This window comes from Streptomyces sp. B3I8, from assembly GCF_030816915.1.
Classification (GTDB): domain Bacteria; phylum Actinomycetota; class Actinomycetes; order Streptomycetales; family Streptomycetaceae; genus Streptomyces.
In genome coordinates this window covers 1,921,012-1,937,262 of record NZ_JAUSYN010000002.1, presented here as the reverse complement: position 1 = coordinate 1,937,262, position 16,251 = coordinate 1,921,012, and the positions used below count along the sequence as shown (strand labels likewise).

Below are 16,251 nucleotides of genomic sequence, written 5' to 3'. Positions count from 1 at the left end.
TCCGGACGGCTTTTTGACCCGGCTCTACCGCGGAACGTTCGCCTGGGACCTCCTTTTTCCCTTCCCACAACAGGAGAGGGGGGACCGCGAGTATGGAGACCGAGCAACCGCGGAGTTGGCCGACTTCCTGCAGGAGGCAGTTGATCCCACACTCGTCGACACGGCAGGCAAGCTGCCGGACGGGTTGGTGCGGGAGTACGCCACGCGCGGCTATCTGTCCATGCGGCAACCCTTGGAGCAGGGCGGCCTCGGGCTGTCGGCCCTCAACGCCTTCCGGCTTGTGCGCACGGCGGCCGAACATTCGATGGCGGCGGCCTTCACTCTGGCACTCCACACCGGCTTCGGAGCCGCCGCCTATCTCCCGCTGTTGAACGAGGGCGAGACGTCGGCGGACATTCTGCGAGCCTGCGCCGAGGGAGCACTGTTCGGCGACGCCGACACGGAACAGTCCGGCGCTGCCAATACGGCGCGCGCCACCACGGCGACTCCCGTACCGGAGGGCTACATTCTCAGCGGCGAGAAGATCTTCGTGCACAACGCGGCGGAGGCGGGTCTGCTGCTCGTCTCGGCGACGGTCCGCGGCGAGAACACCTGCGAACCGGCGCTGTTCCTGGTGGATCCCTCCAGCCCCGGGTTCTCCCTCACCTCCCGCCACCAGTACATGGGGTTGCGGGGCGCTGACAACGCTGTGATTCATCTCGACGAGGTGTTCGTTCCCCGCGGACGGATGCTGGCCGGCCCTTGTCCGGACCGTCCAGGAAGGCGGGTCGGGCCGTCGGGACGAGCCCTCCGGGAGACCGCGGCGAGAGGACGCCTCTACCCCATCGCCGCTCCCTCACTGGCCGTCGGGCGCCTGGGAACGCAGTGGATGCGTGACTTCGCCCGGCGGCGAAGCGTCGACGGACTCCCACTGGGGGAGCACGACGAGATCCAGCGACTGCTCGCGGTCTCACTCGCCGACGTGTTCGCCATGGAAGGCGTGGTCGAGTGGTGCCTGCTGGCTGAGGAGCGACGTCCGGGCCTCAACGTCGTGGACGACATCACAGCCGCGAAGAACATCACATCGCTGGCCTGTTGGCGCATTATCGACCGGACGCTGTCCGTCACCGCGACGGAAGGTCTGGAGACCGCCCCGAGCAAGTTGCGTCGCGGAGTCCCGCCACTGCCCGTTGAGCGCTTCTTCCGTGATGCGCGCGCACTGCGCATCGCGGGTGGCGTCGACTTCCTGGTCGACTACCGGGCCGCGCGTGACGCCCTCTCCGCTCTCTCTTCGCGCACGTCACAGCCGGTACAGTCGCGCAGGCGGGCCTGCACGGCCACTGGCGCGGCCATGGCGCGCCTGACGGCACGTAACCGCGGACATCTGCAGTACGCCACTCGCCAGAGCGCCGTCTTCGCGTCCGTGTGCCGTGCTCTGACGGCCCGACATCCGGACCCCGCCGATCTCCATGCGCGGCAGCGGACCCTGATCCAACTGTCGCGCGTGTCGAGTGAACTGTTCACCATGGCGGTAGTCCTGGCCCGGGCCGCTCGGATGACGACCGAGGGGGACTCGACGGCCCAGACCCTCGCCGATGTCTTCTGCGAGGAGGCCGGCCACCGGATCGACGACGCGATGCGCCGTCTGACACGGCCGCAGCCGGCGGATCACGCTCGCCTCAGCGCGGCGTGGATGGACGGCGAAGGCTTCGGCCTCCCGGCTCCGAACACCCTCACCGACCCGCCCTCCGCCCAGTCACTGGCATCGCCGACTCAGGAGACAACACAGTCGTGACACCGTTCGACCTCACCCGGTCCCAGCAGATCATCTGGCTGCACGAGGAACTTTTTCCCCGCAGTCACGCCTACAATTTCAGTGCTGTCCTCGATCTGCGCGGCCCGCTCGACGAGCAGGCACTGCGAGACAGCCTTGCCGGTGTCCTTCAACGGCACGAGGGTCTGCGGCTGGAACTCGTGCCCGGTGGCCTCCCGCCACGGCAACGCGTCAACTCCACCACCACGCCGCGGTACAGGACCGCGGACCTGTCGTCCCGGGACGATCCGGATGCCGCCTGCCACGAGATCGTCCTCGCCCAGCACAACGATCCGTTCGACCTCACAGAGGCACCCCTGGCGCGATGGTGCCTGGTGTCCCTCGGCGACAAGCACCACCGGCTCGTGCACACCGAACATCACCTCATCCACGACGGCTGGTCGTTCAGTGTCTTCCTGCGTGATCTGTTCACCCTGTACCGGGGCTTGACCGGGGGCGCCGCCGCGAACCTGCCGACACCACGTTCCTTCGCCGATCACGCTCGCGGGTTCGCCGCCGAACCGGACGGGTACGCATCGCACGAGAGCGCGCTGCGCCATTGGCGTACGCTTCTTGAAGGCGCCGAATTCGGCCTGGCCTTCCCCGGCCGCGCTCCCGCGGAGCGCCGCCGCGAGAGCCCGGACGGCGCCCAAACCCGGCACGTCCTGGACCCCGAGCTCGCTGAGGATCTCCGGGCTCGCGCACGCCGCGACGGCCACACCCCCTATGTCGTGCTGCTCACCCTGTACGCGGAGCTGCTCAGGCGCCACACGGGACGCGACGACATGGTGATCGGAAGCGCGGTGGGCAACCGTCCCACCGCCTACAGGCACAGCATCGGCATGTTCGTCAACACGGTGCCGCTGCGTGTGCGCCTTCGCCCTGGTAGGCCTGCCGGGGAGGCGGTTGACGACGCCGTGGACATGCTGATGCAGGCGCTGCCCCACCAGCATCTTCCTGTACAGGAGCTGGCCAGGGAACTCGGTGTGCATTCACGAACCGGAGTAGACACCCCGCTGTTCCAGGTGATGTTCAGCGCCCACGACGCCCCGTTGCCCGTCATCGAGGGGCTCGATGTTCACGTCTCCTTCGAAGAGGCCCTGAACGGTGGCACGTCGCGTTTCGATCTCGACGTCGTGGTGCTGCCCGACTCCCGGCGGACCGTCAATCCGCGCACCGGGCCGGCCGGCATGACGCTCATCTGGGACTACGCCACGGACCTCTTCGACGAGGCGGCTGTGAGGGTCCTGCAGTCCCAGTACACCGACCTCCTGCGTGACTACGCACGCGCGCCCGGGACCCCCTTGTCCGCCATCGCCCCCCATGTGACGTCCGTCCACCGCTGACCCCTGTGCGACCGATTCTTAGGAAACATGACATGAACACTGCGGATACGATCTCTCCGGGCCGGCATCCGGAACTGAGCATCCTTTGGGGAGGACGGTCAGGAGCGGCACCCGCGCCGGGCGACACGCTGCTCGCGTGGTTCGAGGCCTGGGTGGAACGGCAGCCGGAGGCCGTGGCTGTCCTGGCCGGCGACGAGGCGTGGAGCTACGCCGACATCGACACCGCAGCGAAGCGCGTCGCCGAGGCCCTGGCGGGCAAGGTAGGGCGCGCGGACCTGGTCGGTCTGTGCCTGGACCGGTCTCCCGGCCTGATCGCCGCGGCCGTGGCGCTCGCTCGGCTCGGTGCCGTCTACTGGCCGTTGGGACCGAACCCAGCAGCTGGGCGGCTTGCCGAACTCGTCGACGCCAACGGTGTGAACTGTCTCCTCGCCGACACCCTCGTCTCCCCCTTGCCCGGCTGGAGCGTGGGAGTTCCCGCAGGCCTCGGGCGCGCCGAAACGGCTTTGACCCCGATCGTCCGCCCCGAGCCCGCACCACGACCCACAAGTGCGGGACCGGGCAGCCCCGAGCCATTCTCCGCGGTGACCACCTCCGGCACGACCGGCAGGCCCAAAGTGGTCCTGCTCGCGGGACCCGCGCTGGCCGAACTCGTCCGCTGGTACTGCCACATGCATGAACTCGCCCCCGGCGACCGGGTCAGTCTGCTGCTCGGCACCACCTTCGATGTTCACCAGGCGGAAATGTGGGCGTCCCTGTGCTCCGGTGCGACTCTGTGCGTCGCACCCGCCGGTGCTCGCCAGTCAGCGGCCGAACTCCTCGAGTGGTGGCAGACCGCGAGCATCACCAGCTCCTTCCTGCCCACGCCGCTGTCCGAACTTGTCTGCGCTGCCTCCTGGCCCGCGGACCTGGCACTGCGGCACCTCACCATCGGCGGCGACCGCATGCGGACCAGGCCACCGGCAGGCGTTGCCGTGCAGGTCCACAACATCTACGGACCGGCCGAGGCCACCGTCGTGACCACGGCGCACCACCTGAGGCCGGGCGCACCGCGCGACGCGGTGATACCCATCGGTACGCCGCGTGACGGCGCCATGGTGCTCATCGCGGATCCCGGAGGGCGGCCCGTCCCGGTGGGCGAGGCGGGCGAGGTGCTGATCGGGGGATCCTGCCTGGCCATCGGCTACACGGACCCCGACCGGACAGCCGAGCGCTTCTTCACCGCCGCACCCACCGCGCACACCGGACCGATCCGCCTGTACCGCACCGGCGACCGCGCATGTATGGACATCGACGGAGAACTCCTCTTCCTCGGGCGCATGGACGACCAGGTCAAGATCAGCGGCGTGCGCGTCGAACCGGTCGAGGTCGAGACAGCGCTGGAGCGCCATGCCGGGGTCCGTAACGCTGTAGTGATTCCCGTGAGCGGGGCCGGCGGCGCCCAGTTCCTCGCGGCATTCGTGCGGATGGCGGACGGGGTGCCGCGCGACGCCGGCACCCTTCTGCGCACCGCGCGCCGGCACCTCGTCGAGCAGGCTGTCCCCTCCCACGTGCACTTCGTCGACGCCTTCCCTCTCAACGCCAACGGCAAGGTCGACCGAGCGGCTCTGGCCGCGTCCCACACACGGGCGGTGGCAGACGTGCAGTCCGCCGCCGACGGCCTTGGAGACACCGCCGGACGTCTGCTCGATATATGTCGGCGCCTGCTGGATGTGCCTGTCCTGGAACTGAGTGACAGCTTCGCGGACAGAGGTGGTACGTCCCTGGCTTTCGCGCGGCTGCTCGCCGCCGTCCAGGGGGAGTTCGGCGTCACACTCCGCGCCGCTCGTGCCATGCGGCAACCCGATCTGGGAGCCCTGGCCGTACTGATCGACTCCGTCCGTGACGTCGACGCGCACCATGGACAACGGGCCCACTCCTGCGAAGCAGTGTCTGTGCCGTGAGGCCGCAGCGAGGCCTCAACGGTAGCTGCTCACCTTGTGACGCTTCGTCCGGAATCTCGAATGCCGAACACCACTGCTCCCAGTGTGCCGATATGGAACAAGAACGACAGAGAAGGAGGCACCAGGAAATGGGCGCCGACTCCGTGGTCACCGACGCCTTTCTCGACGTCGTACGGGCCCACTCCGTGACCTCGTCAGAGCTGCTCGAAGGGGTGACGGAGGCCGATCTCCTCAACAGTTACTACGGTGCTGACGAGGGAGTACGGTTCCTGTCCCGCCCCCTGTTCCTGGAACAGTCGTGTCTGAGCCGTCTCATGGCGGATCTGGACAGCCTGTACGAAGCTCTCACCGCGCTACCCGACCGCGCCTACGGAGGGGATGTCGCTGCCTTCGGCAAGGCTGTGGGCCTGACAGACGTCCAAGTCTCGGCGGCACTGCGCAGCAGGGGCACTTCGGTGAGTCGGCAGGGCCGGGCCGATCTGTGCGCGAGCCCTGCGGGCTTCCGTCTCATGGAGTTCAACCTCAACAGCGCGCTCGGCGGCCGGGACAACGCCGAACTGTGCCGGGCCCTTCTGGACCACCCACTGCTGCGGGAGTTCGCTGAGGAGCACCATCTCGGCTACGTGGACACCATGCGTGAGGAAATCCGCAATCTGCGCAGCGAAACCGGGTGGGAGGGGAACGAGAGCCCGGTCGTGGCGATGGTCGACTGGCCCTCCAGTTATCTCTCGCTCTCCCCGTATCTGCGGGCGTACTGCGACCGGCTGCGTGAACTCGGCCTGGACGTACGACCGTGTCATCTCGGGCAGCTCGTCTACAGAGAGGGAAGGGTGTGGCACGACGACCGGGTGATCGACGTCGTGCTGCGTACCTTCCTGATCGAGGACCTTTTGGAATCACCGGGCGCCCCCGCACTGTTGGACCCCCTTCTGGGGGCCGTCGAAAAAGGCCAGGTGAAAATTTTCACGCCGCTGGACAGCGATCTGTATGCCAGCAAGGGAGCACTCGCCATGCTCTCGGACGATCGTAATCGGCACCTTTTCAGCGAGGACGAGCTCGCCGGCATCGACCGTCTCCTTCCCTGGACCCGCATGATGCGTCCCGGTCCGACGGGGCTGGAGGACGGCCGACGCGTCGACCTCCTCGACTACGCCCTGCAGAACCGGGAGGACCTGGTACTCAAGCCCACGTCTCTCACCGCGGGTTCGGGCGTCGTCCTCGGCTGGGACGCGGACACCACGGAGGAGGCCTGGCGATCGCACCTGACCGCCGCGCTGAACGGACCGTATGTCATTCAGCGCCGGATTCGGACACGACCCGAACTGTTCCCCGATGAGAAGGGGGAAACGAATCCCTGGTCCGTCGTCTGGGGTGTGTTCACCGGCGCCCACGGTTTCGGCGGGGCAGCCTGTCGTGGCGTGAGGTGCGACTCGGGTTCGTCCGTGGTGAATGTAGCCGGGGGAGCTGCTTATGCCGCGGTCCTCTGCCGGAATGGATCAGGTAGCGGACCGGGGGTGCCGACGCCGGACCGGGTCGCAGTTCGGTTCGAGTAGGCGGTGAAAATTCCGTGTCCCCTGTGCGGATGGCACCTCCTTGGACGTGATGCGGAACGCGGTGGGCCCACACGGAGAGGTGGTCGCCGTCGTGTTATGTCCCGGTCATGGCGCGCAGGCGGCGAAGTGCGTAATGCCGTCGAGATTTCACGGTTCCGGGTGGTATTCCCAGAATGCGGGCCGTCTGCTGTACGGTCCTGCCGCAGAAATATGTATGCAGGAGGACTTCTCGATGTTGCCGCGGCAGATGGCGCAGTAATTCCGTCATCTCGATGGCAGTGAGGACGGCGGTACAGTGGTCCGGCAGCAAGACCTCCGCGTCGCCGTCGAGGATCTCGTGGCGAGAAGTAGCGCTGCGCATCCGGTCAATGACAAGATTCCGGGCCACGGTGAGCAGCCATCCGCGCACCGAACCCTTGGTGCTGTACAGGCGCTCCGCATGCGCCCAGGCCCGAATGAAGGTTTCCTGGACGACGTCCTCGGCCGCATACTTGTCGTTGAGGAAAGCCTCGGTGTAGGCCAACAGGGCTTCGGTGTGGTCGGATACCAACCTGTGCAGCAATTGGTCACGGCGGGTGGTGTACGAGGTCGCTGTGGCGAGTGAATTCATTGTCCGGTTCTTAGTGACGTCTTTGCGGTGACATGTGAGTGGACGGGGCTGCCGAGGCCGCCGGCGGCGTCCGTGTACGGATGCGCGCTCGAGTCGATCGGAGTGTGTAGGTCCGGACGCCGCTCGCCAGTGGTCAAGTGTCTGACTTTTCGAGGTTGCGCGCTGCGTACTGACTCGGCGGACCCAAGGCGCGAGCCCTACGAGCCCCACTACATTGAAGCAACTCGCCCGCAGTTCAACCTTGCCCAGAATTGGCACATGATTGCACGATCCTCGCCAGATCACTCTGGACTGTGCTGCCAGAACAGCAGGTGGTCGCTTTATGGTCTGCCGACGTCGACCGAGGAGTGCAGTATGTCGTTTTCCCGGGGGAGTGACAGGGTGAGCTCCCCGCTTTCTGTCATGCACGTCAAGTCACCTACGGTTGAGTAACCTTGATATCGGCTTGCCTAAAAATTGCGGAGCCTTGCATGATCCTTCTTTTTAGGCCTCGGTGGCGAGTCGGAATGGACTATTCCTCCGTCGCGATGTTTCAATCTGTGTATGTCGCTGGTTGAACTTCGAGCGTTACTGGCCCGGCATGCTCAGGCCGACGGAAAGACTTGCATCGAGGACGTGTTGATCGTCCGTGCCGAGTCACAAGCTTTAGAGTCGTCCATGACTGGATTGATCATGGAGCTGATCGCCCAGGGTGACAAGCGACTCGCGTTGGGTGAATTCATCTATGAGCTCCGGGCCGGGCAGTACCTGGTCACGTCCGCCGACGTGCCTGTCACAGGTCACTTCATGGGTGTCAAGCCGGAGCACCCGGCGCTCTGTCTCGGTCTCCGCCTGCGGCCGACCGAAATAGCCGAGGTGATGTTGCAGGCGCCGCCGGGGAGTTTTCCGGAGGCGGACACCGAGCCGCCGTCGGCAGTGGCTGTCACCGGCGCCCCCGACGAATTGATCGACGCGGCTGTGCGGCTGCTGAGATTGCTAGATCGACCGAGGGACCGGGAAATACTCGCGCCTCTTGTCAGGCGAGAACTCTTGTGGCATCTGATTACGGGTCCGCAAGGGGCCACCATTCGCCAGATCGGCTTGGCCGACAGTAAGCTCTCCCATATTTCCAAAGTAGTGCAATGGATACGGGAGAATTACAGGGAGCCCTTTCAGGTGAGCACTCTGGCGGACTTGGCGGGTATGAGCATTTCGGCCTTGCATCGAAACTTCCAGGCGGTCACCCGGATGAGCCCCATACAGTTCCAGAAGCACATCAGGCTCCATGAGGCGAGATTGCTTCTGGCGGCACATCCGAAGGATATCGCACACATTGGGTATCGCGTGGGATATGAAAGTCCCTCCCAGTTCAGTCGCGAGTACCGGCGTCATTTCGGTGTGCCGCCAAGTCGGGACAAAATTAAGTTCACGACGTGTATGCCCCGTGCGGAGAAATAATGGCGTAGACCACTCCTCGATCGCCCGTGATCATGCACCGGCCGGCTTGTCGATGTCGCGGATGACTTCTTCAATCCTGGCCATGCAGTGCTCGCATATTTATCCCACACATCGATCCAGAAAGGAAAAAAGACAGTGGGAGAACCTACGCAGACGGAGTCCAAGCGGCCTGGTATACCGGGTTTCGCCAAGGGGTTCGCATCCAGCGCTCGCCGGCGGGGAGACCGGGACACGCGCAGCATGCCGGCTCGCGCTCTCACGGCCGTATTGGCGATCACCGTCATGGCCGTCGGAATAGTCGGCATCGGTGCTCTTGTCAATCACCAGCGTGAGAAGAACAAGGAGCAGCAGGTCGCCGAGGCCAAGCGGGAACGACAACTGCGAGGGGTGGCAACCTCGAAGCCTACCGTGATCGACGTCGGGCCCTCCGCCGGAGGCCATGGAAAGGGCCGGTCCCGTGGCTCCGGAGGCGAGAGTGTTGTGGTTCTTCCGGGCAGCAGTGGCAAGGGCCGTCCGAGTGTCGCTGGGAAATCCGGGCCGGTCGGGTCCCGAACGGCCAGTGAGTCTGCTGCGCCAAGCGCCTCTCGTGCCGCTGACGGTTCAACTGGGACCGGTGGCGGGCGGTCCCAGGAAGGGACTTCCGGCTCAGGTTCCCAGCAGAGAAAGAAGTCGTCCGGCGGGCAGACCCGAAATGACGACTCAGGCGTCCCGCGGTATCGCATCGTTGGCAACCCGTCCAACCGCTGCATCGATGTCACCGACCGGATCTACAGCGCCCCTGATCGCACGCCGCTTCAACTGTTCGACTGCGGTAATAACGGCAACCAGCAATGGACTTTCTACTCGGACGGTACCATTCGCTCACTCGGCAAGTGCATGGGGCTGGTGGGGGGCTCGACAGCCAACGGCACCGCGGTCGATGTCTATACCTGCAACGGCAGTGCCGGCCAGCGGTGGCGCTTCGAACAAGCTGGTGATCTGGTGAACGTTCTGGCCGACAAGTGCGTGGACGCCAAGGATCACGGCACGGCCAACGGAACTCGTCTTCAGTTGTACACCTGTGCCGGGACGGACAATCAGAAGTGGCACGTGGTCTGATCTCTTGGTACGTCCCTCGATAGGCAGGAGTTCAGGCATGACAGCATCTTTGGGCTCACACCGCCCCAACATGCAGGCGTTCATGGAGCAGATACGCCAGACGCAGGCCAGTCTGCTCGCAACACAGCAGGAATTGATCGAGAAAAGGTTCGAAGGATCGTGCGGTGGGGGTGCGGTGCGTGCCATTGTCGACGGGTCCGGACGCTTGCGGGAAGTGATTATCGCCGAGGAGGCTGCTGACCCGGAGGACACCGACAACCTTTCCTCTCTGCTGATCACCGCGATCAGAGAGGCGACGCTGGCCGCCCAGGAATCCGCGATGCAGGAGCTGCTGCCCACTATTGCCGGCACGATCCAGAAGAACATACGCGCCAACGTCTCCTCTCGCTCGGGAACCGGGGCAAGCTGAACGCGGTCATGTCCCTTGTCGTGGTGTAGGCGATCAGTGAACCTCTTTCATCCTGTGCCGTGAGGATGAAATGGGCTGGTCAGGTGGTGTGACATGGCGAAGCCCCTCGTCGTTGGTGTGGTGATCTCACTCAGCACGCCATCGGCCGGGGGGCTTCGTTGGTTCCGTATCCTTCCATGCTCGACGTCCCGTATGAGCTGGTTGAGCACGTTGCGTGGCTCATCTACGCCCGAAGGCATGAACTTCGCACGCGCTGGCGGAAGTTGGGGTGCTTCAAGCAAGCCTTGCTGGTGCTGGCCCACCTGCGGAAGAACGAGACCCTCGCACAGGTGGCCGCCGGTTTCGGAGTGTCGGAAGCGACAGCCTGGCGCTACGTCGGTGAGACCGTGGAGGTGCTGGCGGCGTGGGCACCGGGCCTGCACGAAGCCCTCGTCGGTCTGGGCGAAGGCGACTTCGTCATCGTCGACGGGACACTGATCCCCACCGGCCGGATCGCGGCCGATGAGCCGTACTACTCGCAAAAGCACAAGAAGCACGGCATGAACGTCCAGGTCATCACGCGTCCGGACGGCACGCCTCTGTGGTTTTCGCGGGCAACGCCGGGACGCACCCATGACCTGACCGCAGCCCGTGCTCACGGCATCGTCCAGGCCTGTCTCACCCGCCAGATCCTCGTCCTGGCCGATCGCGCCTACCAAGGCGCCGGCGCCACCGTCCGCACCCCCTACTACGGCCACCGCGAACTGCCGGAGCACTACCAGCAGTACAACCGCGACCACGCCCGTCTCCGCGCTCCGGGCGAACGCGCCTTCGCCCGCCTCAAGTCCTGGCGACTGCTACGTCAAGCCCGATGCTCCACCAACCGCATCGGCAGAGTGATCGCAGCAGTCCACACCCTCCTCACCTGCGAATACGCAGGATGAAAGAGGTTCACTGTTTCCGGTGACGGTGGAACGCTCGCGCCAAGCAATTGCAGAATGGTCGATTCGGCTCATGCTGATGCGCGGCTGACAGCCCGGGGCGACAGTCCACGGTTGTCCATGAGGCCCTGCAGGATATCGGCAAACCGTTGTGTCACCCTCGTACCCTGCTGAACCGACCGAGTTCGGTGCCGGCGTTCGCACCGGAAAGCGGTCCCGTCGAAGTCTTCATCGGCGGGGCTTCCGGGGTGCCTGACGGAGACGGTGACGGCGAAGTCGGCGGACAGCCGCCGGCCATCGGCGCCTCGCACACGGTTGTTCACCTTCATGTCGGTGGCTGTTCATTTCCGGGACATGGAAAGACTTGGCAAATGGATAGCATGCACGGGTTCCTGAATGTGACCCCGGGGGGATCCGCACATGCCGAAGCTTTCCGTTGTCGTCCCGTGCCATGATGTCGAGGCCTATGTGGCGGAAACGGTGCGCAGTCTGGCTGTCAACGCGGACCCCGAGTTCGAGTTCCTGCTGATCGACGACCGCTCGACCGACCGCACCGGGCAGATCCTCGACGACATGGCCGGCACGCTGCCGAACGCCCGGGTGATCCATCACGAGACCAACCAGGGCGTGGCCCAGGCCCGCAACACCGGGCTGGACGAGGCGACCGGCGACTACGTGACCTTCCTGGACGGCGACGACTGGTACGCCCCGGGCCATCTGCGCGCCATGGTCGACCGCATGACCCGCCTCGGCTGCGACTTCGCCCGCACCGACCATGTGCTGGCCACGGGCCGCAAGCGGCAGATCCGGTACGCCCCGGCCCGGCTGCGGGACGTCGTGATGGACCCGCGCGACGGCATCGCGCCCGCCCACATGTCCACCATGGTGGACTACCCCTTCGTGCCGTTCGGCATCTACAGCTCCCGGCTCTTCGAGAACGGCGAGGGCCGGTTCGAGACGCGGCTGCGCACCGCCGAGGACCGCCTGTGGGTGTGGCGGCTGCATCTGCGGGCCCGCAGTTACGCGGCACTGGGACTGCACGGGGCCTTCTACCGGCGGGGCGTGGGAACGTCGTTGACCCAGATCTCCGACACGCGCCAACTGGACTTCATACCCGCCTACGACACCGTCCTCAGGGAAGTCGCCGCCGACCCGGAGGGCGACCGCTTCATGCCGAAGGCGGTCCGCACCTACTGCGCGATGATCGCCTTCCACATGGGCAAGGCCGGCCAGTACGAGAGTGCGGTGGCCAAGCAGCTCAAGGCCGAGTCGACAGCCGCGCTGCACCGGATGCCCGGGGACGTCCTCGACGAGATCCTGGCGACGATGGACACCCCCCGGAGCACGCTGCTGCGCCGCCTGCGTGACACGGGAGAGGCCCGCCCGGGGCGCACGGCCCCCGTGGTGGTCGGGCCCCCGGTCTTCCGCACGCCGCGCACCACGGACGCCCCGGCCCTTCCTACCGGCACCGGCACCGGCACCCTCACCGTCACCGCCCCCCGCTCCGCGGACTCCACCGGCCGGTCCGGGACCGAGGCCGGGTCGCAGCCGGTGCAGGTCTTCCAGGCATCCACCCTGTACGGCGCCGCCACCCTGGCCGCCGCCCTGGACGCCGGCCAGTTCGGTCCCGCCGGCGAGGCCCGGCGGGTGCTGCTGCTCACCAACAACGCGGCCGTCCCCGAGGTGGCGCCGCCCATGTCCGAGATGACGGGCTTCTCGACGGTCGCCGCCCGCTTCGACCAGGTCGAGGACTGGAACGAGGCCATCGCCCCGCACCACCCGGGCGGCTGGCGGCCCCGTCCGGAGGACACGGACCTGTGGGAGCGGGTCCTGCGCACCCGGTGGGAACTCGGCGCCGGACCCGTGACGCTCGTGGTGGAGTCGATCCAGGTCAGCCCGGCCCGCAGCCTCGCCGCCGTGTTCGCCGGCGCCCCGGTGCACGTGTACGCCGACGGCCTGATGAGCTACGGACCGACCCGCGACGAGCCGCCGCACTCCGTCGCCGTCCGGGTCCAGCGGCTTCTCCACCTCGACCTGGTGCCGGGGCTGCGCCCGCTGCTGCTCTCGGAGTTCGGCGTCGCGGCCGAACTCGTCCCGGACGACGCCTTCCGCGCGGTGCTGGCCGACCTGTCCCGGGCCGCCGCCGACGACCCGGAGGTGGTGCGGGCGGCCGAGGCGGCGCCGACCGCGCTGCTGCTCGGCCAGTACCTGGCCGCGCTGAACATCCTCACCGCCGAGGAGGAGGAGGACCTGCACGTGCGGATGCTGCGCGGCGCCGCCGCGGCCGGTCACCGCTCGGTGGTCTTCAAGCCGCACCCCACCGCGCCGGTACGTTACGGCGAGGCCCTCGAGCGCGAGGCCGCCGCGGCCGGAGTACGGCTGACGACGCTGCGCGGCACGCTGCTCGCCGAGGTCTTCTACGCGCATCTGCCGCTGGAACTGGTGGTCGGCTGCTTCTCCACCGCGATGCTCACGGCCTCGGCGTACTACGGCATCCCCACCGCCCGCGTCGGCACCAGGGCGGTGCTGCGGCAGCTGACGCCGTACGAGAACAGCAACCGCGTGCCGCTGGTGATCGTCGACCACGTCGTCCCCGACCTCGAAGCCGGGGCCGCGGCCCGGCTGCCGGAAGCCCCGCCGACCCTCCAGCCGCTGGTGGGGGCGGTCGGGTACGGCATGCAGCCGGTCCGGTACCCCTGGCTGCGCGCCGACGCCGAACTGCTGCTGGCGCAGGACGCCGGCGACCCGGGTGCCGAGGGGGAGGAACGGTACGCCGCGTACTTCGCCACCGAGCGGCTGACCGAGCTGGACCTGCCCGGCGGCCGGAAGCGGCGCGAACCCCTGCTGCGACAGGTACTCACACGCGGCCGCAGCGAGACGGCGTCCCGGTCCTGACGACCGGGCCCGGACACGGGGTACGCGCGGCGGCTCGGCGGTCCGGTGGCCCGGCACCCGGCGGCCGGCCACAGCGGCGACCTGCCGCACGAGGCCGCCGACGCGCACCCGCCCGAACCCGAGGTGCACTCGCCCGAAGTCGACGTACACCCGCCCGAAGCCGGTGTACACCCGCCCGCACAAGCCCCTGTGCGTGCACCCGCCCGCATGAGTCCCGTGCGGGACACCCGCCCGCACGGGCTCTCGGGCACCCGCCCGCACGGGCCCTCGTAGGCGTGCGCCGTGAAGCCCAGCCGGCGGTAGCGGTCCAGGGCGGTGTCGAGGTCCCGTACCGGGATCACGGGCTCAACCTTGTTGAAGGCGACTCCTGTCACTTGCCCAGTCCGGTAGGACTTCGGCAGTCGGACACCGGCCGTGCCGACCGCGGGGAGGAAGGGACGGGGAACAGCGAAATACACAGAAAGTGTGGACATGCGTGCGTGAACGATGTCGACGCATACTGACTCAAGTCGAAATCGGCTGCCCGTGTACGCTGGAATCATGACGGACGATTCCGCTTCCTCGGCCGGGCCCCTCGTCACCGGTTCCGAGATCGCTCGGTTGGCCGGGGTCACCCGGGCCGCCGTCTCCAACTGGCGTAGGCGGTACGACGACTTCCCCGCGCCGGCGGGAGGCGCCGCCAACAGTCCGCTCTTCGCGCTCTCCGAGGTCCAGGCATGGCTGGACAGGCAGCGCAAGGGGCAGGAGGTGTCGCCCGAGGTCGAGCTCTGGCAGACCCTGCGGGCCGTGTACGGGGAGCAGATGGTCACGGGGCTGGCGGCGGTGGCCGCGGCGCTCGGCGGGGACAGCGGGGCGGAACTGCCCGACGAGATTGCCGGGCGGGTGCGGGAGTTGGTGCGGACCGAGACGCCCGTCGATCTCGTGAACGGGTTGACGGAACGGCTGCTGGACTCCGCCCGGCGTGCGGGGTCGGATCAGGTGACGTCCGAACGTGTCGTGCGGGCCGTGCGTCACTTCGCCCCCGAACTGCCCGCCGGCGCCACGGTCTTCGACCCCGCCTGCGGGATCGGGGTACTGCTGCTGGCCGTCGCCCCGGAGAACGGGACGCGGTGTCACGGGCAGGAACTGGACCCGGACAGCGCCCGGTTCGCGCAGTCGCGTGCCGAACTCCTGGGCCGGTCGGGCGTGCGCGTCGAGGCGGGCGACTCGCTGCGCGCGGACGCGTGGCCGGACCTCAGGGCGCGGCTGGTGGTCTGCGATCCGCCGGCCGGTGTGACCGAGTGGGGACGGGAGGAGCTGCTGCTCGACTCCCGCTGGGAACTCGGCACCCCGTCCAAGGCCGAGGGCGAACTCGCCTGGCTCCAGCACGCCTACGCGCACACGGAGCCCGGCGGCGACGTCCTCATGGTCATGCCCGCCTCGGTCGCCTACCGCAAGGCGGGCCGCCGCATCCGCTCCGAGCTCGTCCGCCGGGGCATCGTGCGCCAGGTGGTCGCCCTGCCGCCCGGGACGGCGACCTCGCACGCCCTGCCCGTCCACCTGTGGTGCCTGCGGCGCCCCGAGAGCACGGCACGCACCGACACCCACCAGACGGTGCGCATGGTCGACCTGACCGGCAACAGCCCCGACGGCAGCCTCGAACCGAGCCCCGACCAGGTCGCCGAGGTGCCCCTCATCGACCTCCTCGACGACCTCGTCGACCTGACCCCCGGCAGCCACCTACGGCCCCGGGAACGCGACTACGCGGGCGAGTACGCCACCCTGCGCGCGGAGTTGGACGACAGGATCCGCCGGCTCGCCGCCGTCCTGCCCGACCTCGCGGCGGGCGGCGGACCGGGCTCCCTGGACGGCGCCATGACCAGCGTCGCGGACCTCGCCCGCGCCGGGCTCGTCCGTTACGACGGCCCCGTGCCGGTGTCGGCCAGCGAACAGCTCGACACCGACTACCTCCAGGGGTTCCTGCGCAGCTCCTCCAACACCCGCCGCTCCACGACCGCCAGCGGCACCTACCGGCTCGACGGCAGGGGCTCGCGCATCCCCCGCATGACCATCGACGAGCAGCGCCGGTACGGCTCCGCCTTCCGCGCGCTGTCCGCGTTCGAGGAAGGGGCGCGCGAGATCGGTGAGTTGAGCCGGCGGCTCGCCGAGGTCGTGCGCGAGGGCATCGCCACGGGCGCCCTGGCCCCGCCGCCGGAGTCCACAGAGTCGCCGGAGGCCCCGGAGCCGCCGCAGGACTGAGCGGGCGGCCCGG

At 67.7% G+C, this 16,251-nt stretch carries 10 protein-coding genes and 2 pseudogenes; 11 read left to right on the top strand and 1 reads right to left on the bottom strand.

Annotated elements, in window-relative coordinates; all coding sequences use genetic code 11:
* Nucleotides 1-115 precede the first annotated feature (115 nt).
* From QFZ64_RS10830 to QFZ64_RS10815, 4 genes are all read left to right on the top strand, one after another.
* Entirely contained in the window at nt 116-1,774 is a 1,659-nt protein-coding gene (locus tag QFZ64_RS10830) for an acyl-CoA dehydrogenase family protein (protein WP_307064669.1), read from the top strand.
* Entirely contained in the window at nt 1,771-3,138 is a 1,368-nt protein-coding gene (locus QFZ64_RS10825; RefSeq protein ID WP_307064668.1) for a condensation domain-containing protein, read from the top strand. Before QFZ64_RS10830 ends, QFZ64_RS10825 begins: the two co-directional genes overlap by 4 nt.
* Nucleotides 3,139-3,170: 32 nt before the next feature.
* Nucleotides 3,171-5,078 carry a non-ribosomal peptide synthetase gene (locus QFZ64_RS10820; RefSeq protein ID WP_307064667.1) on the top strand — a complete coding sequence of 636 codons (1,908 nt, stop codon included), beginning with the start codon at nt 3,171-3,173 and terminating at the stop codon, nt 5,076-5,078.
* A 128-nt stretch (nt 5,079-5,206) separates the two neighbouring features.
* Entirely contained in the window at nt 5,207-6,631 is a 1,425-nt protein-coding gene (locus tag QFZ64_RS10815) for a hypothetical protein (RefSeq protein ID WP_307064666.1), read from the top strand.
* Between the two features lie 94 nt (nt 6,632-6,725).
* On the opposite strand, the gene QFZ64_RS10810 is transcribed toward QFZ64_RS10815, so the two are convergent.
* Nucleotides 6,726-7,241 carry a sigma-70 family RNA polymerase sigma factor gene (locus QFZ64_RS10810; protein WP_307064665.1) on the bottom strand — a complete coding sequence of 172 codons (516 nt, stop codon included), beginning with the start codon at nt 7,239-7,241 and terminating at the stop codon, nt 6,726-6,728.
* A gap of 543 nt (nt 7,242-7,784) precedes the next feature.
* Between QFZ64_RS10810 and QFZ64_RS10805 the strand changes: the two genes are divergently transcribed.
* The 7 genes and pseudogenes from QFZ64_RS10805 to QFZ64_RS10775 all read left to right on the top strand — a co-directional run bounded on the left by QFZ64_RS10805 (nt 7,785) and on the right by QFZ64_RS10775 (nt 16,238).
* Nucleotides 7,785-8,678, top strand: coding sequence for an AraC family transcriptional regulator (locus QFZ64_RS10805; RefSeq protein ID WP_307064664.1), 894 nt, complete (start codon nt 7,785-7,787; stop codon nt 8,676-8,678).
* Nucleotides 8,679-8,945: 267 nt separating this feature from the next.
* A complete protein-coding gene (locus QFZ64_RS10800) occupies nt 8,946-9,776 on the top strand; it encodes a ricin-type beta-trefoil lectin domain protein (protein ID WP_307064663.1) in 831 nt (276 codons plus the stop codon).
* Between the two features lie 37 nt (nt 9,777-9,813).
* Nucleotides 9,814-10,185 (top strand): YbaB/EbfC family nucleoid-associated protein, encoded by a 372-nt coding sequence (locus QFZ64_RS10795; RefSeq protein WP_307064662.1) that lies wholly within the window; start codon nt 9,814-9,816, stop codon nt 10,183-10,185.
* A gap of 117 nt (nt 10,186-10,302) precedes the next feature.
* A pseudogene (locus tag QFZ64_RS10790) lies at nt 10,303-11,108 on the top strand (transposase family protein).
* 417 nt (nt 11,109-11,525) lie between these two features.
* Nucleotides 11,526-11,870: pseudogene (locus QFZ64_RS10785) on the top strand (glycosyltransferase family 2 protein); the annotation flags it as partial.
* A 786-nt stretch (nt 11,871-12,656) separates the two neighbouring features.
* Nucleotides 12,657-14,000, top strand: a complete 1,344-nt coding sequence (locus tag QFZ64_RS10780) for a polysialyltransferase family glycosyltransferase (protein ID WP_307071648.1) — start codon at nt 12,657-12,659, stop codon at nt 13,998-14,000.
* 540 nt (nt 14,001-14,540) lie between these two features.
* Nucleotides 14,541-16,238, top strand: coding sequence for an N-6 DNA methylase (locus QFZ64_RS10775; RefSeq protein ID WP_307064661.1), 1,698 nt, complete (start codon nt 14,541-14,543; stop codon nt 16,236-16,238).
* Nucleotides 16,239-16,251: the final 13 nt, after the last annotated feature.

What these genes read in the sequence shown, in the direction of transcription:
- QFZ64_RS10820 (WP_307064667.1), top strand. Translation starts at nt 3,171, where the DNA reads ATGAACACTGCGGATACGATCTCTCCGGGCCGGCATCCGGAACTGAGC.
- QFZ64_RS10815 (WP_307064666.1), top strand. Translation starts at nt 5,207, where the DNA reads ATGGGCGCCGACTCCGTGGTCACCGACGCCTTTCTCGACGTCGTACGG.
- QFZ64_RS10810 (WP_307064665.1), bottom strand. Translation starts at nt 7,241, where the DNA reads ATGAATTCACTCGCCACAGCGACCTCGTACACCACCCGCCGTGACCAA.
- QFZ64_RS10805 (WP_307064664.1), top strand. Translation starts at nt 7,785, where the DNA reads ATGTCGCTGGTTGAACTTCGAGCGTTACTGGCCCGGCATGCTCAGGCC.
- QFZ64_RS10795 (WP_307064662.1), top strand. Translation starts at nt 9,814, where the DNA reads ATGACAGCATCTTTGGGCTCACACCGCCCCAACATGCAGGCGTTCATG.
- QFZ64_RS10775 (WP_307064661.1), top strand. Translation starts at nt 14,541, where the DNA reads ATGACGGACGATTCCGCTTCCTCGGCCGGGCCCCTCGTCACCGGTTCC.